Raw genomic sequence first — 21,484 nt, 5'->3', positions numbered from 1 at the left:
TCAGGCTTCGACCCACTGGCCGGCGGCGTTCTTCTTCCAGGCTGGCAGCCTGCCGTCGACCCTGAGCTTGACCAGCGTCGTCGGGATGCGGACGAGCCACGGCTCGCCCTGCGGCACTTCGGGGCCCGGCCGGTCGAGCTGCTCGGCGATCTCGTCGGCGATCGGCACGTAGAGCGGGCTGGAGATGGGCGGCAGCGGCCCGCCGTTCCACACCTCGCCGAACGTCATGAAGTGGTCGATGGCGCCCTCGAACCCGGGCCTGGCCGGCACGGCGACCCGGCAGAAGCCGGCCCGCAGGAACTGGTTGAACACCGGGTCCGGGTCCTCGTAGCTCACCCGGTCGTCCCACATGCTCTTGCGGCCCCAGAAGTAGGGGTAGGCGATCCAGGTCAGGTGCTCCCACTCGAAGGCCTGCTCGAAGAAGCGCACGTACGCGCCCTCCGCGGCGGCCTCCGACACGTCGATCTCCGCCACGCCGAGCCCGCCGCCGTCGATCGCGTCGAACATGTCGAAGTGCTGGTCGGTCAGCACGCTGATGCAGTTCTTGCGCAGCTCGTCGGAGATGAGCTCCAGGTTGGCGACCGGGTTGCGCCCGTGGATGGTGACGCCGGCCTGCGCCTCCAGCGCCGCCAGCCGCTCCTCGTACTCCGCCACCCTGGCCTGGTAGGCGGTGGTCAGCTTGGCGTGGGTGTCCAGGCGCCACTTCTCCATGGCCCGGTCCGTCCGGCGGCACTTGACCTCGATGGCGACCGCCACCTGCGAGAGCCGGAAGGTGTCGAGCGCCACCGGGACGGAGTCGCGTTCCTCGTCCAGCGACGTGATCCACACCCAGTCTCCGGCGGCGAAGCGGTGGGTCCTGCGTCCCACGACCACGTCGAGCGTGTGGTTGGCCTCCCACATGTTCGCCACCATGCCGACGGACCCCTGCACGGCGCAGTAGCCGTCGTCGATGGTGATCTGGCCGGAGTGGTTGTAGTTGGTCCTGGTGTCGCCGCCGCCGGCCTTGAAGTCGAGCGACTTGGTCCGGTAGAGCTCCGGCGGCGGGGAGACGTCGGTGGCCTTGAAGGCCTGCACCCAGTAGGGGTAGTTCAGCTCCGTGAGGTCGCTGGGCTTGAGCGTGAAGTCCGGCGGCTTGACCAGGTGCACCGCGCTGGCGTGCGCCGACTGCAGCGCCCCGATGAGGTACGCCGCGGGCTCGGGGATCATGAACTCGAACATGGTGCGCAGGCCGTAGTTGAACATCTGCGCCTCGTACACCTTGTTGACCCACTGGTACACGCCGGCGATGTTGCCGTCGCCGCCCACGTTGTTCAGCTCGTGCAGGTTCTTGTCGATGACCTCGTTCGTGGTCCGCAGCGCGGTGCGTTCCAGCACCCGCTCGGCGATCTTGGAGGCGCTGCGCTGGGTGACGTCCTGGGAGAACGAGGCCGCCGACTTGGTGGCCGCCTCCTTCGAGCGCGAGACCGACCCCTCGGCGGAGACGGCGAACTCGACGGTCGGGCCGTACTTGCCGGAGATGCTCACCCCGGCCTTCAGCGACGCGTCCTCCTTGATCGTCTCGCTGCTCTCCCTGGTCATCTCGAACCGGTCGGTGGACTCCAGCTCGCGCTCCTCCGCCGTGACGACCTCCGTCTCGGTGAAGGTGATCTGCTCGGTCTCCTCGCGGCGGGTGTGCTCGCGCTGCTTGCGCTCGCCCTTGAGGACGTTCTCGATGTGCGCCACGTCGGCGGCCTCGTAGCCGACGAGCTGCTGGCGCACCAGCAGCAGGTCCGCGACGCCGGACGGGCTGACCTTGCCGCGCGTGGCGGGCACGCTCTGCGGCGCCATCGGGGTGAGCGCGCCGGGCTGGTGCAGGCCGACCGCCAGCTCCGTCCACGGCGAGGGCAGCGGCGTGGTGATGCTGACCAGCGCGTTCCCGACCCGCTTGACGCTCTGCCGGACCGGCGTGCCGAACAGCTCGTCGAGCCTGAGCGCGGTCCTGTCGAGCTCCACCTGAAGGCCCTCGACGATCCGGTCGAGGGGCTGCTGGGCGGGCTGCACGCCCCGGTCGGCCAGCAGGGTCCTGGTGCTCTCCGTCAGGTTCTCCACCGCGGCGCCCGTGAGCCTGAACGAGACCGCGCCGAGCGCGGCCGGCTGGAACGGGGGCGTGCCGGCGAGCAGCGACGGGCTCGTGCCCAGCAGCTTCTCCGCCAGTGTCGTGGTGCCCGTGCCGACCGCCGGCTCGGGCTCGGCCGCCTTGACGTGGCCGTTGCCTCCCGGCGGGGCCAGCAGGAGCAGGTTGGCCTCGGCGACCTTGCGCTGGAAGGCGACCGCGCGGGCCAGCTCCGCCGTCGGCACGAACTCGGAGTCGGGCACGACGGCCTCCGACGCCGACTGCGGCGTGGCCTGCAACTGCTCGCCCCGGCCCACGGTCGCCAGCTCGTGCACCGCTCCGCGCAGCCGCCGGTGGGCCTGCAGCAGTTCCTCGGCCTGCCGGCGCCGTTCGGCCGCCGCCCTGGCGTCCTTCTCCCTGCGCTCGCGCTCCTTGCGTGACATGGACAGCACCGATCCCAGGTTCGTCGCCACCGGCAGGCGCAGCGAGCGCCTGCGGGCTCGGCGTACGGCGGACGCCCCGGAGGGGAAGTTCCTGTCCTCGGCCAGCCGCGCGACGATCGTCAGGTGGCGGAGCTGGTTGGTCAGCTCCTCGATCGGCCTGGCGTGCTCCTCCGGCACGTACTTGATCGCGATGATGCTGTCGGCCAGCCGGGTCACGGACGTCCTGTACGCCTCGCCGCCCACGACCACGCCGGGATCGGCGCCGAACGCCTTCTTGACCGCCTGGATCATGTTCTCCCGGTTGACCCGGTTGCCGTCGAGGAGCTGGTCGACCTGGGCGCTGAAGGCCGTCGCCTCGTCGCCGAGCGGAGCGGCACGGGTGTCGCCGGCGAACTGGTCACCGCCGATGTACTCGCGGGCGACCCTGAGCTGGTTCTCCCGGGGTTCGCCGGAGCCGGCCGCGGCGGCCAGCGCGTTCTGGAACTCGGTGGGCTGGCTGAGGTCGATGCTGGGGGTGGCCGGGTCCTGGCTCACGGGCGGCCGGACGAGGACGAGGCGGAACAGCGGTTCCATGCGTCACGCTCCTGGACGACGACAGGTGCCCCGCACGCTAGGTGGCCGCGGCGGGCAGGCGCGTCCGAGAGTGACCTGGGGAAATCCCTAACCGGCGACGCCCCTGAACCGGGAAAGCACCTCGCCCACAGAGTCTGTATCGTGCCAAAACCGCATCTCCACATGCCAGAGCCGTGCCCTCCGACAGGCCGTGAAACTTACATGACTCGGAGTTGTCACTTACCCGCTTAAGTGATGTGATCCGCTCAACAGGCGGCGAGAGATCGGATGGCTCCTCATGCGACGTACGACGGCGGCATGCAGCACGGTCCTGCTCGCGCTCGTGAGCGCGGCCTGCGCCACGAGCGGCCAGGCCCCGGCCGAGCAGGCGGATCGCGGCGCGCCCGCGACCCTGTCCTTCTGGTCCACGGGCGGCGACGACGAGACCGCGATCTTCCAGAAGGCGGCCGACCTCTACCACCAGCGGAACCCGGACGTGACGGTCAAGGTGCAGACCCTGTCGTGGGACGACGCGTACGCCAAGCTCCTGGCGGCGGCCACCAGCCGCAGCGGCCCCGACGTCATCTCCGGCGGCATGACGTGGACCATCCAGTTCGGCGCCCGCGGCGCCATGGTGGACCTGCGCGAGCACGGCCTGGATTCGCTCAAGGCGCAGGCCCAGCCCGCGCAGTGGGAGTCGGCGATCTCGCCCGACGGCTCGGTGTACGGCGTGCCGCTGGACATGTCCACGCTCGCCCTCTACTACCGCACCGACCTGCTGGCCGAGGCCGGTCTCGACGCCCCGCCGAAGACGTGGGACGAGCTCACCGCGGCCATCGGAGAGCTGAAGGCGGCAGGGGTGAGCAAGCCGTACAGCCAGGACTGGGGCAACCTCGACTGGATCGGCTACTTCAACTACCTCTACCAGGCCGGCGGCACGTTCTACACGCCTGACTGCAAGCCCTCGCTGAACACCCCGCAGGCCGAGCAGGCGCTGGCGTTCTGGGTGGACCTCTACCGCGAGCACGGCGCGCCCACCGCCGGCGTGGAGGCCTCCGACGCGCTCGACACCGGCACCGCGCTCGTGGTGGGCGGCAACTGGATCGCCAAGGGCATCGACGTCAACAAGCCGGAGCTGAAGGGCAAGTGGGCGATGACCACGCTGCCCGCCGGCCCCGCCGGGCCGACCACGTTCATCGGCGGGCGCGCGATCGGCGTGACCTCCTTCAGCAGGCACGCCCGCACAGGGGCGGACTTCGTGAGGTTCATGTACAGCGACGAGGCCATCGCCGCCATCGTGGAGGAGGCCAGGAAGCGGAACCTGCCCTGCATCCCGCCGCGCCCCGACAAGGTGGTGGACTCCTCGTCGTTCGCGCCGGAGCAGGCCCGGGTGTTCGAGCAGGCGTTCAGCACGGGCAGGGCCGCGCCCGGCTGCCCCGGCTGGGACGAGAGCGCGCCGGACGTCTCCAAGCACCTGCAGTCGGCCATCCTCGGCAGGACGGACGTCAGGACGGCGCTGGCCGAGGCCGCCAAGGTGATGGAGCGCAATGCCGGCTGACAGGAGTCCCGACATGGCGAGCGCCGCTCCGCTGCGCAGCAGGCTGCGCCGCTACGGCACCTCGTACGCGATGCTGCTGCCCTTCCTGGGGCTGTTCGCGGCGTTCCTGATCTGGCCGCTGGCCAACTCGCTCTACCTGAGCTTCACCACGTTCGACGGGATCAACCCGGCCGCCTTCACCGGCCTTGACAACTTCCGCGACCTGACGCAGGACGCCAGGTTCCTGCACGCGCTGCGCAACACGACCCTGTACGTGGTGGCGTCCGTCCTCCTCGGCACCCTGCTGTCACTGGGGCTGGCGCTGGCCTTCGGCGGCCCGGGATGGGGGCACCGCATCCTGCGCACCGTCTTCTTCCTGCCGTCCGTGACCTCCTCCATCGCGCTCATGCTCATGTGGAAGTGGGTGCTGTTCCCCAGCGACGTGGGCCTGGCCAACACGATCGCGCGCTGGTTCGGCGGCACGGCCGTCGCCTGGCTGGCCACGCCGGGGCTGACGATCCCGATCCTGGTGCTGATGTCGGTGTGGGGCGGCATGGGCTACGGCATGGTGCTGTACGTCGCCGGGCTCGGCTCGATCCCGCGGGAGTACTACGAGGCGGCCGAGATCGACGGCGCCTCGGCCTGGCAGCGCTTCCGGCGCATCACGCTGCCGCTGCTGCGCCCCGTCACCACGTACGTGGTCGTGACCGGGCTGATCGGCGCGTTCCAGGTGTTCGAGGCGGTCTACATCGTCTTCCGCGGCACCAACAACGTCGGCGGCGTGCTCGACTCCGGGCTGATGATCGTCCCCTACCTCTACGACCAGGGGTTCACCCACTTCAAGCTGGGCTACGCCTCGGCGATCGCCTGGGTGCTCTTCCTGATCATCTTCGTGCTCAGCCTCGTCAACCTGCGCCTGGGCCGCGCGCTGAAGGAGCTGTGATGGCCCGGCTCAACGGGCACCTGCTGCGCCTGCCGTTCTACCTGCTGTCGCTGACCATGGTGATCCCGTTCTACTGGCTGCTCATCACGGTCTTCAAGCCGCCGTCCGAGCTGGCCAGGACTCCCCCGTCGTTCGTGCCGCAGTCGCCCACCCTGGCCAACTTCTACGACGCCGCGTGGTCGCCCGAGCGGATCAACCCCGGCCATCTCCAGGGCATCTTCCAGCGGTTCCAGGTGGACTTCGGGTTCTGGCGGTTCCTGTTCAACAGCCTCTTCATCACCGGCGCCGTCACCGTGGGGTCGCTGCTGATCTGCTCGCTGGCCGCGTACGTGATCGCCAAGCACGACATCAAGGGCCGCAGGACCGTCTTCCTGCTCATCATCGCCTCGATGATGGTGCCCTGGCAGACCACGCTGATCCCGAACTACGTGATCATGCGGAACCTGGGCTGGCTGGACAGCTACACCGGCTACATCGTGCCGGCGCTGGCCAAGGCGTTCGTGCTGTTCTTCCTGGTGCAGTTCCTGCAGTCGCTGCCGGACGAGCTGATCCAGGCCGCCAGGGTGGACGGCGCCGGGGAGTGGCGCATCTGGTGGCGGATCGTGCTGCCGCTGCTGCGTCCGGCGCTCGCCGCGATGTCGATCTTCATCGTGCTCGCGGAGTGGAACAACTTCCTGTGGCCGCTCATCATCGTGCAGAGCGACGAGATGGCCAACCTGCCGGTCGCGCTGGCCCGGCTGAACTCGTACTACGCCGGGCCGGACCACCAGGGGGCGATCATGGCGGGCGGGCTGCTGGCGTCGGTGCCGACGATCGTCTTCTTCCTGATCTTCCAGCGCTACTTCGTCCGGGGCATCGCGCTCAGCGGGCTGAAGGGCTGATGAAACGGCGCTGCCCGCCGCACCTTCACAGGTGCGGCGGGCAGCGAGGAGATCAGCCGGTCAGCGCTCGTAGCGGCGGCCGCCCGAGTTGCGGCGGAAGCCGCCGTTGCCGCGCTCGTCGGAACGGCCGGCGCCGGAGCGGTAGCCGTCACGCGCCGGACGGTCGCCAGCACGGAAACCGTCACGCGCGGGGCGGTCGCCCGAGCGGAAGCCGTCGCGCGCCGGACGGTCGTCCGCGCGGTAACCGCGGTCGCGGTCGCCCGAGAACGGGCGGCCACGGTCGGAGTTGTAGCGCGGGCCGCGGTCGCCGCCGCGGTCGTCCTGCCGGAACGGGCGGTCGTCCTGGCGGAACGGGCGGTCGTCGGAGCGGTAGCCACCGCGTCCCTGGCCGCCGTCACGCCGGCGGTCGTCACCGAACGTGCGCGGCTCCTGCGAGCGCCCGAACGGCCGCTCGCCCTCGGTGTGCCTGCGCGGACGGCGGTCCTCACCGGCGCTGAAGGGACGCTCGCCGTCCTCGTGCCTGCGCGGCCGGCGGTCGTCGAACTGCCGCTGGCCGTCCTCGTGCCTGCGCGGGCGACGGTCGTCGAACTGGCGCTCGCCGTCCTCGTGGCGGCGCGGGCGGCGCTCGCCGTCGAAGTCGCGGCGGCCACGGCGGCCACGGCGCTCGGAGGCGCCGCCTTCGCGGCGCGGACGCAGCGGCTTGCGCACGTCCGGCTCCCACACGGGGATGGCCTCGCCGCTCGGCGTGCGGGCCCCGGTCACCTCGGCGACCCGGGGGTGGCCCGGCGTGGCCTTCAGGCGGAACGGGTGGATGCCGGCCCGGCGGGTCAGCGCGTCGGTCGAGCGGCGCTCGTTCGGCAGCACCAGCGTGACGACCGTGCCCTTCTCGCCGGCGCGGGCGGTGCGGCCGCCCCTGTGCAGGTAGCTCTTGTGGTCCTGCGGCGGGTCGACGTGCAGCACCAGGCTGATGTTGTCGACGTGGATGCCGCGCGCCGCGACGTCCGTGCAGACCAGCACGTTGATGGAGCCCTCGCGGAACTCCGACAGGATGCGGGTGCGCTGGTTCTGGCGCTTGCCGCCGTGCAGGCCGCCCGACTTGACGCCGACCCGGGCCAGCTGCTTGCACAGCCGGTCCACGCCGTGCTGGGTGCGCACGAAGATGATGGTGCGGCCCTCACGGTTGGCGATCTCGGCGATCACGTCGAACTTGTCGTCACGCGTGACCTGCATCACGTGGTGCTCCATGGTGTCGACCGGCGAGGTCGCCGGCGCCACGGAGTGCGTGATCGGGTCCTTGAGGAAGCGCTGCACCAGCTTGTCGACGTCGCCGTCGAGCGTGGCGGAGAACAGCAGCCGCTGCCCGTCGGCCGGGGTCTGCGCGAGCAGGTCGGTGACGACGGGGAAGAACCCGAGGTCGCACATGTGGTCGGCCTCGTCGAGCACGGAGACCTCGACGTCGCCGAGCGAGCACTCGCCCTGCCTGATCAGGTCGCCGAGGCGGCCCGGGGTGGCGATGACGACGTCGACCCCGCGCCGCAGCGCCTCGATCTGCTTGCCCATGGACATGCCGCCGACGACGACCTTCATGCGCAGCCCGAGGCCGCGGCCGAGGGGCTCGAGGGCGTCGTGCACCTGGAGGGCGAGCTCACGGGTGGGCACCAGGATCATCGCGCGCGGGCGGCCGGGAGCGGGCCTCACACCGGCGATGCGCGCCATGGTGGGCAGGCCGAACGCGAGCGTCTTGCCGGAGCCGGTCTGGCCGCGGCCGAGCACGTCGTTGCCGGCGAGCACGTCGGGGATCGTCGCGCTCTGAATGGGGAACGGGCTGTCGAAGCCCAGCTTGGCCAGCCCGTTCACGAGCGGCTTGGGCAGGCCGAGCAGCTCGAACTCGGACGGGCCCGGCTCGGCGGCGGGGATTTCCGCTGCGTCGTCCACAGCAGCGGAGGTGTCGCCGAGCGAGGGCATGACAGCGTCAAGCATGGTCACGAAAGTCGTGCCTTTCCGTCGAAGTGGCGCGTCACTTCTGCGAAAGGACGAGCCAGGATGTGCGGCCCCGGAGGCCGCACCAGGTTCAAGGGCACCCGCCGCTATGAGGGCGGGGTGAAGATGAGGGGGGACACACCCGGGCACCGGCCGCAGGCGATGCGAGACGCGTGATGAGACGTCAGGTGTTCCTGTAACTCAACGCCGGGGATGTTATCGGATATTCCCCGGCCGTGGCTCCGGACTTTCCGAAACCGCGATGCATGCCAAACCCCTGACGTTTACCGTCAGGGGTGACAGCAGAAAGATCAGACGTTGAAGCCTAGCATACGGAGCTGCTCGCGCCCCTCGTCGGTGATCTTGTCGGGGCCCCACGGCGGCAGCCAGACCCAGTTGATCTTCACGTCGGAGACCATGCCGTCCAGCGCCGAGTGCGCCTGGTCCTCGATCACGTCGGTCAGCGGGCAGGCCGCGCTGGTCAGCGTCATGTCGATGGTGCACACGGGCTGCCCGCCGTCGGCGGGGTCGAGGTTGAGCCCGTAGACCAGGCCCAGGTCCACGACGTTGATGCCGAGCTCGGGGTCCACGACGTCCTTGAGCGCCTCCATGACCTCATCGACGGTCGTGTCACCGTCGTAGCCGGTAGGCGTCTCCGTCGGCTTGCTCATTGCCCAGCACTCCTCACAACAGCGTCCTTGTAGGCCATCCACGAAAGCAGCGCGCATTTGACGCGCGCCGGGAACTTGGCCACGCCCGAGAACGCGACCGCGTCGCCGAGGACGTCCTCGTCGGCCTCCACCTGTCCCCTGCCCTGCATCAGCCGGGTGAACTCGTCGACGACCGAGAGCGTCTCGTCCACCGTGGAACCGGTGGCCAGCTCGTGCAGCACCGAGGCGGCGGCCTGGCTGATCGAACAGCCCTGCCCCTCGTAGGACACGTCCAGGATCTTGCCGGCGTCGCCCACCTTGACCCTGAGCGTGATCTCGTCGCCGCACGTCGGGTTCACGTGGTGAACCTCGGCGTCGTACGGCTCGCGCAGCCCCCGCCCCTGCGGGTGCTTGTAGTGCTCCAGGATCAGCTCCTGGTACATCGACTCGCCGATCATGGCTATGCGAACACCTTCTGAACGTGATGCAGGCCGCGAACCAGGGCATCGATCTCGCCCGTGGTGTTGTACAGGTAGAACGACGCCCGCGTGGTCGCGGGTATTCCGAACCGCAGGTGCAGCGGGCGCGCGCAGTGGTGCCCGACGCGTACGGCCACGCCGAACTGGTCGTCCAGGATCTGCCCGACGTCGTGCGGGTGGATGCCCTCCAGGGTGAAGGACACCGTGCCCCCGCGCTGCTCCAGCGTATCCGGCCCGATCACGCGCAGCGCAGGCACCCCCCGCAGGGCCTCCAGCGCGTACGCCGTCAGCTCCCGCTCATGCGCCTCGATGGCGTCGAGCCCGATCTCGGTGAGGTAGTCGACCGCCGCGCCGAGCCCGATGGCCTCGACGATCGGCGGCGTGCCCGCCTCGAACTTGTGCGGGATCGGCGCGTAGGTCGAGCGGTCCATCCAGACCGCCTCGATCATCTCGCCGCCGCCCAGGAACGGAGGCATGGCCTCCAGCAGCTCGGCCCGCCCCCACAGCACGCCGATGCCGGAGGGACCGACCATCTTGTGGCCGGTGAAGGCCACGAAGTCGGCGCCCAGCTCGGTCACGTTCACCGGGTGGTGCGGCACGGACTGGGAGGCGTCGAGCGCGATGAGCGCCCCGACCTCGTGCGCCCGTGCGGCGATCGCGGCCACCGGGTTGACCGTGCCCAGCACGTTCGACTGGTGGGCGATCGAGACGATCTTCGTCCGCTCGGTGATCACGGCGGGGTCGTAGTCGAGCCGTCCCTCGTCGGTGACGCCGAACCACTTCAGGCTCGCTCCGGTGCGCTGCGCGAGCAGCTGCCACGGCACGATGTTGGAGTGGTGCTCCATCTCGGAGATGACGATCTCGTCACCGGGGCCGAGGGTGAAGCGTGGGTCGGTGTTGGCGCGGTTGCCGAAGGAGTAGGCCAGCAGGTTGAGGGCCTCGGAGGCGTTCTTGGTGAAGATCACCTCGTCGCGCGACGGCGCCCCCACGAAGCCCGCGACCTTGTCGCGGGCGTTCTCGAAGGCGTCGGTCGACTCGGCGCCGAGCACGTGCATGGCGCGCCCGACGTTGCTGTAGTGCAGCGCCAGGTGCTCCCGCATGGTCTCGATGACCTGGGTGGGCTTCTGCGAGGAGTTGCCCGAGTCGAGATAGACGAGCGGTCGCCCGTCGGGCAGCTCGCGGGAGAAGACCGGGAAATCCTTCCTGATCTTCTCCACATCGAAGCTGGTGGAAGTCATGCAGATGCCTTCGTGTACTGCTCGTAGCCCTCGGCCTCGAGCTTCTCGGCCAGTTCGGGGCCGCCCTGCTCGACGATCCGGCCGGCGGCGAAGACGTGCACGAAGTCCGGCTTCACGTAACGCAGGATGCGGGTGTAGTGCGTGATCAGCAGCACGCCGGTCTCGCCGGTGGCACGGAAGCGGTTGATGCCCTCCGACACCACGCGCAGCGCGTCGACGTCGAGGCCGGAGTCGGTCTCGTCGAGCACCGCGATCTTCGGCTTGAGCAGCTCCATCTGGAGGATCTCGTGGCGCTTCTTCTCGCCGCCGGAGAAGCCCTCGTTCAGGTTGCGCTGGGCGAAGGCGGGGTCGATGGACAGGGCGTCCATGCCGCTCTTGAGGTCCTTGGCGAACTCGCGCAGCTTCGGCGCCTCGCCGCGGACGGCGGTGACGGCCGAGCGCAGGAAGTTGGACACCGAGACGCCGGGCACCTCGACGGGGTACTGCATGGCCAGGAACAGGCCGGCGCGGGCGCGCTCGTCGACGGACAGCTCAAGCAGGTCCACGCCGTCGAGCAGCACCTGGCCGCCGGTGATCGTGTATTTGGGATGACCGGCGATCGCGTAGGCGAGCGTCGACTTGCCCGAGCCGTTCGGGCCCATGATGGCGTGGGTCTGCCCGGCCTTCACGGTCAGGTTGACGCCGCGCAGGATTTCCTTGTCCTCGACGGCGACCTGGAGGTCACGGATCTCAAGGGTGGACATGTGCTTAGGACTCCTTCGAGAGCGAGACGAGGACGTCATCGCCGTCGATCTTCACTGTGTAGACGTTCACGGGTTGGGTGGCGGGCGGCCCGGTGGGCTTGCCGGTGTGGATGTCGAAGCACGAGCCGTGCAGCCAGCACTCCAGGGTGCCGTCGTACACCTCGCCCTCGCTGAGCTTGACCTCGGCGTGGGAGCAGACGTCGTGCAGGGCGAAGACCTCCTCGCCCTTGCGGACCAGCGCCACCGGGGTCTCGCCGGAGCCGACCTCGACGCCGATGACACCCCCGTCGGGGATGTCCGCGACCTTGCACACCTTCTCGAACGCGCTCACCGGGACAGCTCCGCCTCCAGCGCGTCCATGACGCGCTCGCGGATCTCCTCGATCTGGATCTTCTCGACGAGCTGGCCGAGGAAGCCCCGCACGACCAGGCGGCGCGCCTCGTCGTAGGGGATGCCGCGGGCCTGGAGGTAGAAGATGTGCTCGTCGTCGAGGCGGCCGGAGGCGGAGGCGTGCCCCGCTCCCGCGACCTCGCCGGTGAGGATCTCCAGGTTGGGCACCGAGTCGGCGCGGGCGCCGTCGGTGAGGATGAGGTTGCGGTTGAGCTCGTAGGTGTCGGTGCCCTCGGCCTCGACCCTGATGATCACGTCGCCGATCCAGACGGCGTGCGCGGCCTCGCCCTGCAGCGCGCCGCGGTAGTCGACGTTGCTCTTGCAGTTGGGCTGCGAGTGGTCGACCAGCAGGCGGTGCTCCAGGTGCTGCCCGGCGTCCACGAAGTAGACGCCCGACATGTCGGCGTCGCCGCCCGGCGCGGTGTAGGTGACGCTGGGCGCCAGGCGTACCAGGTCGCCGCCGAGCGTCACCACGAAGCTGCGGAAGGTGGCGTCCTTGGCGAGCTGCGCGTGGTGGTGGGAGACGTGGACCGCGTCGTCCTCCCAGTCCTGGAGGCTGACGACCCGCAGGCTGGCCCCGTCGCCGACGACGAACTCGATGTTGTCGGCGTAGACGGCGCTGCCCTTGTGATCGAGCACGATCACGGCCTCGGCCATCGGCTCCACCTTGACCACGATGTGGCCGTAGGTGGCGCCGTCGCCCTCGCCGGTCAGCGTGAGCACGGTCGGCTTGGAGGTGACGGCCTCGCGCGGCACCGTGATCACGGTGGCCTTCTCGAAGCTGTTCCAGGCCTGGGCGCTCACCCGGTCGGTCGGCATGAACGACTTGCCCACGCGGGCGTCGTCGCGGCCGACCGTCTCGACGGTGACCTCGGGGGCGGCGTCCACGTCCACGCGGACGTGCCCGACCGGGTCGGCCTTGCCGTTGTGCAGGCCCTTCAGGCGGGACAGCGGCGTGAAGCGCCACGCCTCCTCGCGCCCGGTCGGGACCTCGAAGTCGCCCAGCTCGTAGGACGCCTTCTCGTGCAGGGTCGACAGGGGCTTCTCGTTCAGGCCCATCAGCCGACGGCTCCTTCCATCTGCAGCTCGATCAGCCGGTTCAGCTCGAGCGCGTACTCCATGGGCAGCTCACGCGCGATCGGCTCCACGAAGCCGCGCACGATCATCGCCATCGCCTCGTCCTCGTCGAGCCCGCGGCTCATGAGGTAGAACAGCTGGTCCTCGCTGACCTTGGAGACCGTGGCCTCGTGGCCCATCGAGACGTCGTCCTCGCGGACGTCGACGTAGGGGTAGGTGTCGGAGCGGCTGATCTGGTCGACCAGCAGGGCGTCGCACTTGACGGTGCTGGCGCTGCCGTGGGCGCCCTCCTCGATCTGCACCAGACCGCGGTAGGAGGTGCGGCCGCCGCCGCGCGCCACCGACTTGGAGATGACGCTGGAGCTGGTGTTGGGCGCCAGGTGCACCATCTTGGAGCCGGCGTCCTGGTGCTGGCCCTCGCCGGCGAACGCGACGCTCAGCGTCTCGCCCTTGGCGTGCTCGCCCATGAGGTAGACGGCCGGGTACTTCATCGTGACCTTGGAGCCGATGTTGCCGTCGATCCACTCCATGGTCGCGCCCTCGTAGGCGACGGCGCGCTTGGTGACCAGGTTGTAGACGTTGTTCGACCAGTTCTGGATGGTCGTGTAACGGCAGCGGGCGTTCTTCTTCACGATAATCTCGACGACCGCGCTGTGCAGCGAGTCGGAGGAGTAGATCGGCGCGGTACAGCCCTCGACGTAGTGCACGTAGCTGTTCTCGTCGACGATGATCAGGGTCCGCTCGAACTGGCCCATGTTCTCGGTGTTGATCCGGAAGTAGGCCTGCAGCGGGATCTCGACCTCGACGTTCGGCGGCACGTAGATGAACGAGCCACCGGACCACACGGCGGTGTTGAGGGCGGCGAACTTGTTGTCGCCCACCGGGATCACCGAGCCGAAGTACTCCTTGAAGAGCTCCTCGTGCTCCTTCAGGCCCGTGTCGGTGTCGACGAAGATGACACCCTTCTCCTCGAGGTCCTCACGGATCTTGTGATAGACGACCTCGGACTCGTACTGGGCCGCGACGCCGGCGATGAGGCGCTGCTTCTCCGCCTCGGGGATGCCGAGCTTGTCGTAGGTGTTCTTGATGTCGGCGGGCAGCTCGTCCCAGGAAGCGGCCTGCTTCTCGGTCGAGCGCACGAAGTACTTGATGTTGTCGAAGTCGATGCCGGTGAGGTCGGAGCCCCAGGTGGGCAGCGGCTTCTTGTCGAACAGGCGGAGGCCCTTCAGGCGAAGGTCGAGCATCCACTCCGGCTCGTTCTTGAGCGCGGAGATGTTGCGGACGACCTCCTCGGACAGGCCGCGCTTGGCCGCCGCGCCCGCGGCATCCGGGTCGGCCCAGCCGAACTTGTAATTCCCGAGGCCTTCCAGCTCCGGGCGGTCGGTGACAGTCACCTTCCGGTCTCCTTGCTCTTGTCTCTATGTGCGGAATCGGCCAAGGACTGCGGGGACACGTGCGTCGTGCACACCCCGTCGCCGTGGGCGATCGTGGCCAGGCGCTGCACCGGGGTGCCGAGCAGCTGCGCGAACGCCTCCGTCTCGGCCTCACACAGCTGCGGGAACTCCGCGGCCGCGTGCGCCACCGGGCAGTGGTGCTGGCAGAGCTGGTCGCCGCCCGACTTGGCCTTGCTGGCCGAGGCGGCGTACCCCTCTGCCGACAGCGCCTGCGCCAGCACCTGTACGCGCTGGTCCGCGGGCACCGTCGCCATGACCGGCTCCAGCCGCTTGAGCAGGCTCGACACCTGCTCGCGGGCGAAGTCGGCCACGGCTTCTCGCCCCAAACGCTCGGCCAGGAAGCGCAGCGCGCTGCCGGCCAGGTCGTCATAGGCGTGCTCGAAAGCACTGCGCCCCGCGTCGGTGATCGCGAACAGCTTGGCCGGCCGTCCGCGCCCGCGCTGCTGTCCGCGCGGGCGGACCGTGCGAGGCTCGATCATCCCGTCGGCCAGCAGCGCGTCGAGGTGACGCCGTACGGCGGCGGGCGTGAGCCCGAGCCGCTCGCCGAGTGCCGCGGCCGCGACAGGACCATGCTCAAGAATCAGCCTGGCGACGCGGGCGCGGGTGCCGCGCTCACCACCGGGCTCCATCGTGGGCATGTTTTTCACAACATCAGTGTGCCGTAATTCCTTCCCGCATCACAAACGGATCTGAGCAGGGGCGGGAATGGAATTTGTCACGCAGTGTAGCCTTACCTAACTTTTGCCCGGCCCAGGATCGAGAACGTCAGGGCCGAGCAGATGAAGAGCCCGAGCATGACACATGCCATGGGCACCGCGGAGCCCGTTCCGGCAAGTCCGACCAGCGGGGCCGCGGCCGCGCCGAGCGCGAACTGCAGCACGCCCGTCAGCGCCGAGGCGCTGCCCGCGACCTGCGCGGGCTGGGAGCCGAGCGCCAGCGCGCCGGTACCGGGCAGGACGAGGCCCTGCCCCAGCATGATGACGACCAGCCCGCTCACGATGCCCCCCAGGCCGAGGTCGGCCAGCGCCGCGATCATCAGCAGGACGGCGCCGGCCAGGGCCACGCCGAGCCCGGCGCGCACGAGCAGGACGGGCCGCACCCGCCCCGACAGCCGGCCGCCGACCTGGGAGGTGGCGATCAGGGCCAGGGCGTTCACGGCGAAGATGAGGGAGTACTGCTGGGGCGTGGCGCCGTACACGTCCTGGAGCACGAACGGCGAGCCCGAGATGTAGCCGAACATGGCCGCGAACGACAGGCCGCCGGTCAGGGCGAAGCCCATGAACGAGCGGTCGCGCAGGAGGTGCCAGAACGTGCTCACGGTGTGCCTGAGCCCGCCGCTCTCTCGCTCCCCGGCGGGCAGCGTCTCGCGCACGCCCGCCACCACGGCCAGCAGCAGCACGATCCCCGCGATGCTGAGCGCCACAAACACGCCCCGCCACGAGGTGAACGTCAGCAGCTGCGCGCCCGCGATGGGCGCCAGGATCGGGGCCAGGCCGCTGACCAGCATCAGCGTGGCGAAGATGCGCGCGATGGCGGCGCCGTCGTACAGGTCGCGGACGACGGCCCGCACGATGACCAGCGCCGCGCCGCCCAGCATGCCCTGCAGCAGGCGGAAGGCGATGAGCATCGGCACCGAGGGCGCGAAGGCGCACAGCAGCGAGGCCACCATGAACCCGGCCACGCCGACCATCAGCGGCACCCGCCGGCCGCGCACGTCGCTGAGCGGGCCGGCGATCACCTGGCCGAGCGACACGCCGATGAGACAGGCCGTGAGGGTGAGCTGGACCTGCGCCTCACCGCTGAGCATCTCGGCGGTGATGGACGGCAGGGCGGGAAGGTACATGTCGATGGACAGCGGCCCGATCGCCGACAGCGCGCCGAGGATCAGCAGCAACAGTCCGCGGCGGCTCTTCTGACTCTGCTGGACGGCGGCGGGCGTGGCGATCTCTGCCACGGACATGCGTGAACCCCTCTCCCTCGTAGGTCTGCGGCGGTCTGAGGCCCACGAGGGCCGGAAGCTCAAACCAGGTTCCGGTCCTCCGAATTCCCGGTCATCAGATATTTCCTGAAACTTCCTAGGACAGGGTGTCGGACCTGGCCAGAACGCTCCGGCTCACCTGCGGCCCGGACCGCCTGCCGGAGTCCCTAAACTCGTGGCCATGGATTCCCCAGCCGTCGAGATCGTCGACCTGGTCAAACGTTACGGCGGCAGCACCGCCGTCGACGGCCTCACCTTCCGCGCCGAACGCGGCGCGGTCACCGCGGTCCTCGGTCCCAACGGCGCGGGCAAGACGTCCACGGTGGAGATCTGCGAGGGGTTCCGCAAGGCCGACGCCGGCACGGTCAGGGTCCTGGGGCTGGCGCCCGCGCTGCCCGAGCTGCGCGCGCGGGTGGGGGTCATGCTCCAGGCGGGCGGCGTGCCCCCGGCGATGCGCTGCGCCGAGTGGCTGCGGCTGGTCTCGCGCTTCTACGCGCACCCGCTCGACCCGGGCGTGCTGCTGGAGCGGCTGGGGCTGACCGATCACGTACGCACCCCGTACCGCAGGCTGTCGGGCGGGCAGCAGCAGCGGCTGTCACTGGCGGCGGCCGTCGTCGGCAGGCCCGAGCTGGTCTTCCTCGACGAGCCGACGGCCGGCCTCGACCCGCAGGCCAGGCACGCCTGCTGGGAGCTGGTGGGCGAGCTGCGCGCGGCCGGGGTGTCGGTGATGCTGACCACCCACCACATGGACGAGGCCGAGCGGCTGGCCGACCACGTCGTGATCATCGACAGGGGGCGCGTGGTGGCCGAGGGCAGCCCCGCCTCGCTGACCGGGGCCGAGCGGCAGCTCAGGTTCAGGGCGCGGCCGGGGCTGGCGCTGGAGGAGCTGCTCAACGCGCTCCCGGCCGGCAGCGCGGCCAAGGAGTCGCCGGCCGGGCACTACATCATCGAGGGCCTGGTGGGGCCTGAGCTGCTGGCCACGGTGACGGCCTGGTGCGCGGCCGAGGGCGTCACGGCCGACGACCTGCGCATCGAGCGCCGCACCCTCGAAGACGTCTTCCTCGAGCTGACCGGCAGGGAGCTGCGATGACCGCGCTCGACTTCAGCCCCGCTCCCGGTGCGGCGCCGTTCCCGCGCATGGTGCTGGCGCAGGCGGGCGCGGAGATCCGCGCGATGCTGCGCAACGGCGAGCAGCTCCTGCTCACCCTGATCATCCCGGTGCTGCTGCTGACCGGGTTCTCGCTGGCGCCGCTGATCGACGTCGGCGGCGGCCGGCGCGTCGACTTCCTGGCGCCTGGCGTGCTCGCGCTGGCCGTGATGTCCACGGCCTTCACCGGGCAGGCCATCGCCACGGGTTTCGAGCGCCGCTACGGGGTGCTCAAGCGGCTGGGCGCCACCCCGCTGTCCAGGAGCGGGCTCATGCTGGCCAAGACGGCCGCGGTCGCCGCCGTGGAGATCATCCAGGCCGTGGTCATCGTGGCCGTGGGGCTGGCCCTGGGGTGGCGGCCGCAGGGCTCGTTCCTGGCCGCGGCGCTGCTGGTCGTGCTGGGCACCGCGGCCTTCAGCGGGCTGGGCCTGCTCATGGCCGGCACGCTGCGCGCCGAGGCCACGCTGGCGGGGGCCAACCTGGTCTACCTGGTGCTGCTCGGGGCGGGCGGGGTGATGTTCCCGCTGAGCAAGTTCCCCGAAGGGGTGCGGCCCGTGCTGGAGGCGCTGCCCATCTCCGCGCTGACCGGCGGCCTGCGCGCGGTGCTCGCCGAGGGCGCGGCGCTCCCGCTGGTCCCGGTGGCCGTGCTCGCGGCCTGGGCGGTGGTGTCGCTGGCGCTGGTCTCGCGCACGTTCCGCTGGGAGTGAGGGCTCACTCCGGGCGTGGCGGCTCGGCCCGCAGGGCGCCGTAGCGGCTGCGGGTGAGGGCGGCCACCGCCGTCAGGGGGATGGCCGCGCCGGCCGCCAGGCCGAACAGCAGCCCGTACCGGCCGTCCTGCGCCAGCGGCCCGGCGGCCCACGAGGCGACCGCGCTGCCCACGAACAGCGCGCAGGCGAAGAAGGCGATCGTGGTCCCCCGGGCCTCGGGCACGACCGAGGTGGCCCAGGTCTGCAGCGAGGAGTGCAGGAACGACCAGCCACCGCCCAGCAGCAGCGCCGTGACGGCCACGGCCGGCACGCTGATGTGCACGGTGACGATCGCGAACCCGGCGCAGAGCTGCGCGCCGCCCACGACCATCAGCAGCGGCGCGGGCCAGCGGCCCGACAGGCGTTTGACGAGCTTGGCGAAGCCCCACAGCCCCAGCCCGTACGCGGTGATCGACAGCCCCGCCACGGCGGCGGCCAGCCCCGTGTGCTGCAGCGCCGGAGCCAGGAACGGCATGGCGCCCAGCATGATCGCCCCCTCGGTGAAGGCGAGCGCGAACACCAGCAGCGCCCACCGCTGCCCGAGCACCCTCCCCAGGTGGCCCAGCACCCCGTTCCCCGCGCTCTCGTGGCGGGGCGGCTCGGGCAGCGTGCGCAGCGACAGCGCGCAGGCCAGGGCGCAGGCGGCGGGCACGGTGAAGGCCACCCGCCAGTCGATCAGGCCGGCGACGACGCCGCCCAGGCCCGTGGCCAGCGCCGTGCCGAGGGCTGCGGCGGCCATGAGGTCGGTGAGGGCGCGCTGGCGTGCCGAGGGCTGGACGGTGTCGCCCACGTACGTCAGCCCCGTGGGGATCACCGCGCCGAAGCAGGCGCCCGTGACGACCCTGGCCACGACGAGCGCCCACAGCACCGGCATCAGGGCCGAGACCGCACCCGCCAGCGCCGCGCCGAACAGGGCCCAGCGCATCACGCGCACGCGGCCGAAGCGGTCGGACAGCAGGCCCCACAGCGGCTGGGTCAGCCCGTAGGCCAGGTAGTAACCGCTGGCGGCGGCGACCGCGGCCGACAGCGAGGCGTCCAGGTCGGCGGCGATGAGCACGAGCATGGGGCTCACCGCGAAGCGGTCGAAGCTGCTGACGAATCCGGACACGGACAGGGCCAGCGGGGGGCGGGCGAGGCTCACGGGAGGCGCGGGGGCTTTCATACGTCCATGGTGGTTATGTCCGGAAATATGATCCAGTCGGCAGTAGTACCACCTTAGTGCGGGTGATGTCGGTCGCGTTGAGTAGGCTCTGACGGTTGCTCTTCCTGTACCTGACGAGGAGTCCCGTGACCGCGTTCGCGCTCGACGACCCCATCGGCCGGGGTCCTGGCCTGCCCCGGCCGGGGAACCTGCTCCGCACCGCGGCCGACTCCATCCCGCCCTCGGGGCTCGTGCTGCTCGGGATCCTGTCGGTGCAGCTCGGCGCGGGGTTCGCCAAGGAGCTGTTCGCCCTGCTGCCGCCGAGCGCGGTGGTGTTCCTGCGCATCGCCGCCGGGGCGCTCATCATGGGGGCCATCGCCCGGCCCAGGCTGAGAGGGCTTGCCTGGCGCGACTGGGCGGTGGGCATCGGCTTCGGCCTGACGCTCGCCGTGATGAACCTGACCTTCTACGAGGCCCTGGCGCGGCTGCCGATGGGGATCGCGGTGGCCATCGAGTTCCTCGGGCCCCTCGGCGTGGCGGTGGCCGCCTCCCGGCGGCGGATCGACCTGCTGTGGATCGGGCTGGCCGGGATGGGCGTGGTGCTGCTGGCCCCGTGGGGCGACTCGTCGTCGGTGAGCTGGGTGGGCATCGGGTTCGCCATGGTGGCCGGGGCCTGCTGGGCGGCGTACATCCTGCTGTCGGCGGCGGCCGGGCGGCGCTTCCCCGGCACGAGCGGGCTGTCGTTCGCGATGATCGTCTCGGCGGTGGCGATCCTGCCGATCGGGGTCACGACCGGCGGCGCCGACCTGCTGCAGCCCGAGCTGCTGCTCATCGGGCTGGGGGTGGGGCTGCTGTCGTCGGTGATCCCGTACTCGCTGGAACTGCAGGCGCTGCGGCGCATGCCCAAGCACGTGTTCGGCATCCTGATGAGCATGGAGCCCGCCGCCGCGGCGCTGATCGGGGTGCTGCTGCTCGGCGAGATCCTGCACGCGCAGCAGTGGGCGGCGATCATCTGCATCGTGGCCGCCAGCCTGGGCTCGACCCGCAGGCGGAGATGAGGGCCGCCGCGCGCCCGTGGGATGGGGTCTCGGGCGCGCGGCGGAGGGCTCGGCTCGGTGGGCGGGATGTGCCGAGCCCGTGAAGGTCAGCGGAGTGCGGGAGTCCGCTTGACCAGGTATGTGCCGGAATCAGCCGGTCCGTCGCGGACCGGGAACGGCGGAACCGGCGGCGCTCGCGCGAGGCGTCGCCCGGCCGGCTCGCAACGAGATTACCGCCATCGGGGAGTGCCTGATCCCCGAATGTCAGAACTTAACGCTCAGTGCTCGGCCCAAATACCACGAACGTGGCCGATGTGCTCCGCCATGAGGTGGCCGACAGCGGCGCCGTCGCCGCTCTTGAGCCCGTCGAGCAGCTCCAGGTGCTCCCTGGCGGAGCCGCCCAGCGTGCCGCGCTCGGAGAGCTGGGACAGGCCGTAGAGCCGGGCCCTGTTGCGCAGGTCGCGCACCACCGAGACCAGATGGGCGTTGCCGCACAGCGACAGCAGCTCGACGTGGAAGCGCAGGTCGGCGTCCACGTACGCGAGCAGGTCGCCCCGCTCGCTGGCCGCGACGATCTCCTCGGCGATGGGCCGCAGCCGCTCGAACTCCTCGGCCCGCGAGCTGTCGGCCAGCCTGGCCACCGTGGGCACCTCGATGAGCTGGCGGATCTCGGTCAGCTCGTCGAGGTCGCGGTCGGACAGCTCGGTCACCCGGAAGCCCTTGTTGCGCACGGCCTCGACCAGGCCCTCCTTGGCCAGGTCGAGCATGGCCTCGCGCACGGGCGTGGCCGAGACGCCGAACTGGGCGGCGAGCACCGGCGCGGAGTAGACCACCCCCGGCCGCATCTCACCGGTGATCAGCGCGGCACGCAGCGCGTGCGCGACCTGCTCGCGCAGGCTCTGCCGCTCCCCCACCATCGGCAGGTCGAGCCGGTCCTCGGCAGCCATCGGCCCATCCCCTTCTCTGTCCGCACTCA

General features: G+C 70.6%; 19 protein-coding genes. 6 read left to right on the top strand and 13 right to left on the bottom strand.

The window, feature by feature from the left end; translation table 11 throughout:
- On the bottom strand, window positions 1-3,108 hold the full coding sequence (locus HD597_RS11215; protein WP_253741943.1) for a hypothetical protein: 3,108 nt from the start codon (window positions 3,106-3,108) through the stop codon (window positions 1-3).
- Between the two features lie 277 nt (window positions 3,109-3,385).
- Here HD597_RS11215 and HD597_RS11210 point away from each other — a divergent pair, with 277 nt between their 5' ends.
- From HD597_RS11210 to HD597_RS11200, 3 genes are read left to right on the top strand one after another with little or no spacing between them, the layout of a single operon-like run.
- Window positions 3,386-4,645 carry an extracellular solute-binding protein gene (locus HD597_RS11210; RefSeq protein ID WP_253741942.1) on the top strand — a complete coding sequence of 420 codons (1,260 nt, stop codon included), beginning with the start codon at window positions 3,386-3,388 and terminating at the stop codon, window positions 4,643-4,645.
- A gap of 13 nt (window positions 4,646-4,658) precedes the next feature.
- On the top strand, window positions 4,659-5,567 hold the full coding sequence (locus HD597_RS11205) for a carbohydrate ABC transporter permease (RefSeq protein WP_253741941.1): 909 nt from the start codon (window positions 4,659-4,661) through the stop codon (window positions 5,565-5,567).
- Window positions 5,567-6,448, top strand: a complete 882-nt coding sequence (locus HD597_RS11200; RefSeq protein WP_253741940.1) for a carbohydrate ABC transporter permease — start codon at window positions 5,567-5,569, stop codon at window positions 6,446-6,448. The genes HD597_RS11205 and HD597_RS11200 overlap by 1 nt, the downstream gene beginning before the upstream one ends.
- 60 nt (window positions 6,449-6,508) lie before the next feature.
- Here the strand turns inward: HD597_RS11200 and HD597_RS11195 are convergent, their stop codons facing one another.
- The 10 genes from HD597_RS11195 to HD597_RS11150 all read right to left on the bottom strand — a co-directional run bounded on the left by HD597_RS11195 (window position 6,509) and on the right by HD597_RS11150 (window position 16,419).
- Window positions 6,509-8,428, bottom strand: a complete 1,920-nt coding sequence (locus HD597_RS11195; protein ID WP_253741939.1) for a DEAD/DEAH box helicase — start codon at window positions 8,426-8,428, stop codon at window positions 6,509-6,511.
- A gap of 311 nt (window positions 8,429-8,739) precedes the next feature.
- Window positions 8,740-9,099 carry a metal-sulfur cluster assembly factor gene (locus HD597_RS11190; protein WP_185103398.1) on the bottom strand — a complete coding sequence of 120 codons (360 nt, stop codon included), beginning with the start codon at window positions 9,097-9,099 and terminating at the stop codon, window positions 8,740-8,742.
- Window positions 9,096-9,536 carry a Fe-S cluster assembly sulfur transfer protein SufU gene (gene sufU / locus HD597_RS11185; protein WP_253741938.1) on the bottom strand — a complete coding sequence of 147 codons (441 nt, stop codon included), beginning with the start codon at window positions 9,534-9,536 and terminating at the stop codon, window positions 9,096-9,098. Before sufU ends, HD597_RS11190 begins: the two co-directional genes overlap by 4 nt.
- 2 nt (window positions 9,537-9,538) lie before the next feature.
- Window positions 9,539-10,795, bottom strand: a complete 1,257-nt coding sequence (locus tag HD597_RS11180; RefSeq protein WP_253741937.1) for a cysteine desulfurase — start codon at window positions 10,793-10,795, stop codon at window positions 9,539-9,541.
- Window positions 10,792-11,538 carry a Fe-S cluster assembly ATPase SufC gene (gene sufC / locus HD597_RS11175; RefSeq protein WP_253741936.1) on the bottom strand — a complete coding sequence of 249 codons (747 nt, stop codon included), beginning with the start codon at window positions 11,536-11,538 and terminating at the stop codon, window positions 10,792-10,794. The genes HD597_RS11180 and sufC overlap by 4 nt, the downstream gene beginning before the upstream one ends.
- A 4-nt stretch (window positions 11,539-11,542) precedes the next feature.
- Entirely contained in the window at window positions 11,543-11,869 is a 327-nt protein-coding gene (locus tag HD597_RS11170; RefSeq protein WP_253741935.1) for a non-heme iron oxygenase ferredoxin subunit, read from the bottom strand.
- A complete protein-coding gene (sufD, locus tag HD597_RS11165) occupies window positions 11,866-12,987 on the bottom strand; it encodes a Fe-S cluster assembly protein SufD (RefSeq protein ID WP_253741934.1) in 1,122 nt (373 codons plus the stop codon). Before sufD ends, HD597_RS11170 begins: the two co-directional genes overlap by 4 nt.
- The gene (gene sufB, locus HD597_RS11160; protein WP_080037103.1) at window positions 12,987-14,399 is read right to left on the bottom strand and encodes a Fe-S cluster assembly protein SufB; all 1,413 of its coding nucleotides are present in this window, start codon (window positions 14,397-14,399) and stop codon (window positions 12,987-12,989) included. Before sufB ends, sufD begins: the two co-directional genes overlap by 1 nt.
- Window positions 14,396-15,097 (bottom strand): helix-turn-helix transcriptional regulator, encoded by a 702-nt coding sequence (locus tag HD597_RS11155; protein ID WP_253741933.1) that lies wholly within the window; start codon window positions 15,095-15,097, stop codon window positions 14,396-14,398. The genes sufB and HD597_RS11155 overlap by 4 nt, the downstream gene beginning before the upstream one ends.
- A gap of 92 nt (window positions 15,098-15,189) precedes the next feature.
- The gene (locus tag HD597_RS11150) at window positions 15,190-16,419 is read right to left on the bottom strand and encodes a multidrug effflux MFS transporter (protein WP_253741932.1); all 1,230 of its coding nucleotides are present in this window, start codon (window positions 16,417-16,419) and stop codon (window positions 15,190-15,192) included.
- A gap of 199 nt (window positions 16,420-16,618) precedes the next feature.
- Between HD597_RS11150 and HD597_RS11145 the strand changes: the two genes are divergently transcribed.
- Window positions 16,619-17,527 carry an ABC transporter ATP-binding protein gene (locus HD597_RS11145; RefSeq protein ID WP_253741931.1) on the top strand — a complete coding sequence of 303 codons (909 nt, stop codon included), beginning with the start codon at window positions 16,619-16,621 and terminating at the stop codon, window positions 17,525-17,527.
- Window positions 17,524-18,291: an ABC transporter permease gene (locus HD597_RS11140; protein ID WP_253741930.1), complete on the top strand. Its 768-nt coding sequence runs from the start codon at window positions 17,524-17,526 to the stop codon at window positions 18,289-18,291. The genes HD597_RS11145 and HD597_RS11140 overlap by 4 nt, the downstream gene beginning before the upstream one ends.
- A gap of 4 nt (window positions 18,292-18,295) precedes the next feature.
- On the opposite strand, the gene HD597_RS11135 is transcribed toward HD597_RS11140, so the two are convergent.
- Complete coding sequence (locus HD597_RS11135) at window positions 18,296-19,492, bottom strand: MFS transporter (protein WP_253741929.1); 1,197 nt, start codon at window positions 19,490-19,492, stop codon at window positions 18,296-18,298.
- Window positions 19,493-19,617: 125 nt separating this feature from the next.
- Between HD597_RS11135 and HD597_RS11130 the strand changes: the two genes are divergently transcribed.
- The gene (locus HD597_RS11130; RefSeq protein ID WP_253741928.1) at window positions 19,618-20,529 is read left to right on the top strand and encodes an EamA family transporter; all 912 of its coding nucleotides are present in this window, start codon (window positions 19,618-19,620) and stop codon (window positions 20,527-20,529) included.
- 257 nt (window positions 20,530-20,786) lie between these two features.
- Here HD597_RS11130 and HD597_RS11125 read toward each other — a convergent pair whose 3' ends face one another.
- The gene (locus HD597_RS11125) at window positions 20,787-21,455 is read right to left on the bottom strand and encodes a GntR family transcriptional regulator (protein WP_253741927.1); all 669 of its coding nucleotides are present in this window, start codon (window positions 21,453-21,455) and stop codon (window positions 20,787-20,789) included.
- Between the last annotated feature and the right edge of the window lie 29 nt (window positions 21,456-21,484).

The sequence above is a fragment of the Nonomuraea thailandensis genome (assembly GCF_024172165.1).
GTDB classification, from domain to species: Bacteria; Actinomycetota; Actinomycetes; order Streptosporangiales; family Streptosporangiaceae; genus Nonomuraea; species Nonomuraea thailandensis.
Note: the sequence above shows the minus strand (reverse complement) of the source record. Positions and strands in the feature narration are given on the sequence as shown.

Coding starts and splice junctions, on each gene's coding strand:
- HD597_RS11205 (WP_253741941.1), top strand. CDS start 4,659: ATGGCGAGCGCCGCTCCGCTGCGCAGCAGGCTGCGCCGCTACGGCACC.
- sufD (WP_253741934.1), bottom strand. CDS start 12,987: ATGGGCCTGAACGAGAAGCCCCTGTCGACCCTGCACGAGAAGGCGTCC.
- HD597_RS11195 (WP_253741939.1), bottom strand. CDS start 8,428: ATGCTTGACGCTGTCATGCCCTCGCTCGGCGACACCTCCGCTGCTGTG.
- HD597_RS11155 (WP_253741933.1), bottom strand. CDS start 15,097: ATGCCCACGATGGAGCCCGGTGGTGAGCGCGGCACCCGCGCCCGCGTC.
- HD597_RS11215 (WP_253741943.1), bottom strand. CDS start 3,108: ATGGAACCGCTGTTCCGCCTCGTCCTCGTCCGGCCGCCCGTGAGCCAG.
- sufC (WP_253741936.1), bottom strand. CDS start 11,538: ATGTCCACCCTTGAGATCCGTGACCTCCAGGTCGCCGTCGAGGACAAG.
- HD597_RS11150 (WP_253741932.1), bottom strand. CDS start 16,419: ATGTCCGTGGCAGAGATCGCCACGCCCGCCGCCGTCCAGCAGAGTCAG.
- HD597_RS11125 (WP_253741927.1), bottom strand. CDS start 21,455: ATGGCTGCCGAGGACCGGCTCGACCTGCCGATGGTGGGGGAGCGGCAG.
- HD597_RS11135 (WP_253741929.1), bottom strand. CDS start 19,492: ATGAAAGCCCCCGCGCCTCCCGTGAGCCTCGCCCGCCCCCCGCTGGCC.
- HD597_RS11145 (WP_253741931.1), top strand. CDS start 16,619: ATGGATTCCCCAGCCGTCGAGATCGTCGACCTGGTCAAACGTTACGGC.
- HD597_RS11190 (WP_185103398.1), bottom strand. CDS start 9,099: ATGAGCAAGCCGACGGAGACGCCTACCGGCTACGACGGTGACACGACC.
- HD597_RS11140 (WP_253741930.1), top strand. CDS start 17,524: ATGACCGCGCTCGACTTCAGCCCCGCTCCCGGTGCGGCGCCGTTCCCG.
- HD597_RS11210 (WP_253741942.1), top strand. CDS start 3,386: ATGCGACGTACGACGGCGGCATGCAGCACGGTCCTGCTCGCGCTCGTG.
- HD597_RS11180 (WP_253741937.1), bottom strand. CDS start 10,795: ATGACTTCCACCAGCTTCGATGTGGAGAAGATCAGGAAGGATTTCCCG.
- sufU (WP_253741938.1), bottom strand. CDS start 9,536: ATGATCGGCGAGTCGATGTACCAGGAGCTGATCCTGGAGCACTACAAG.
- HD597_RS11200 (WP_253741940.1), top strand. CDS start 5,567: ATGGCCCGGCTCAACGGGCACCTGCTGCGCCTGCCGTTCTACCTGCTG.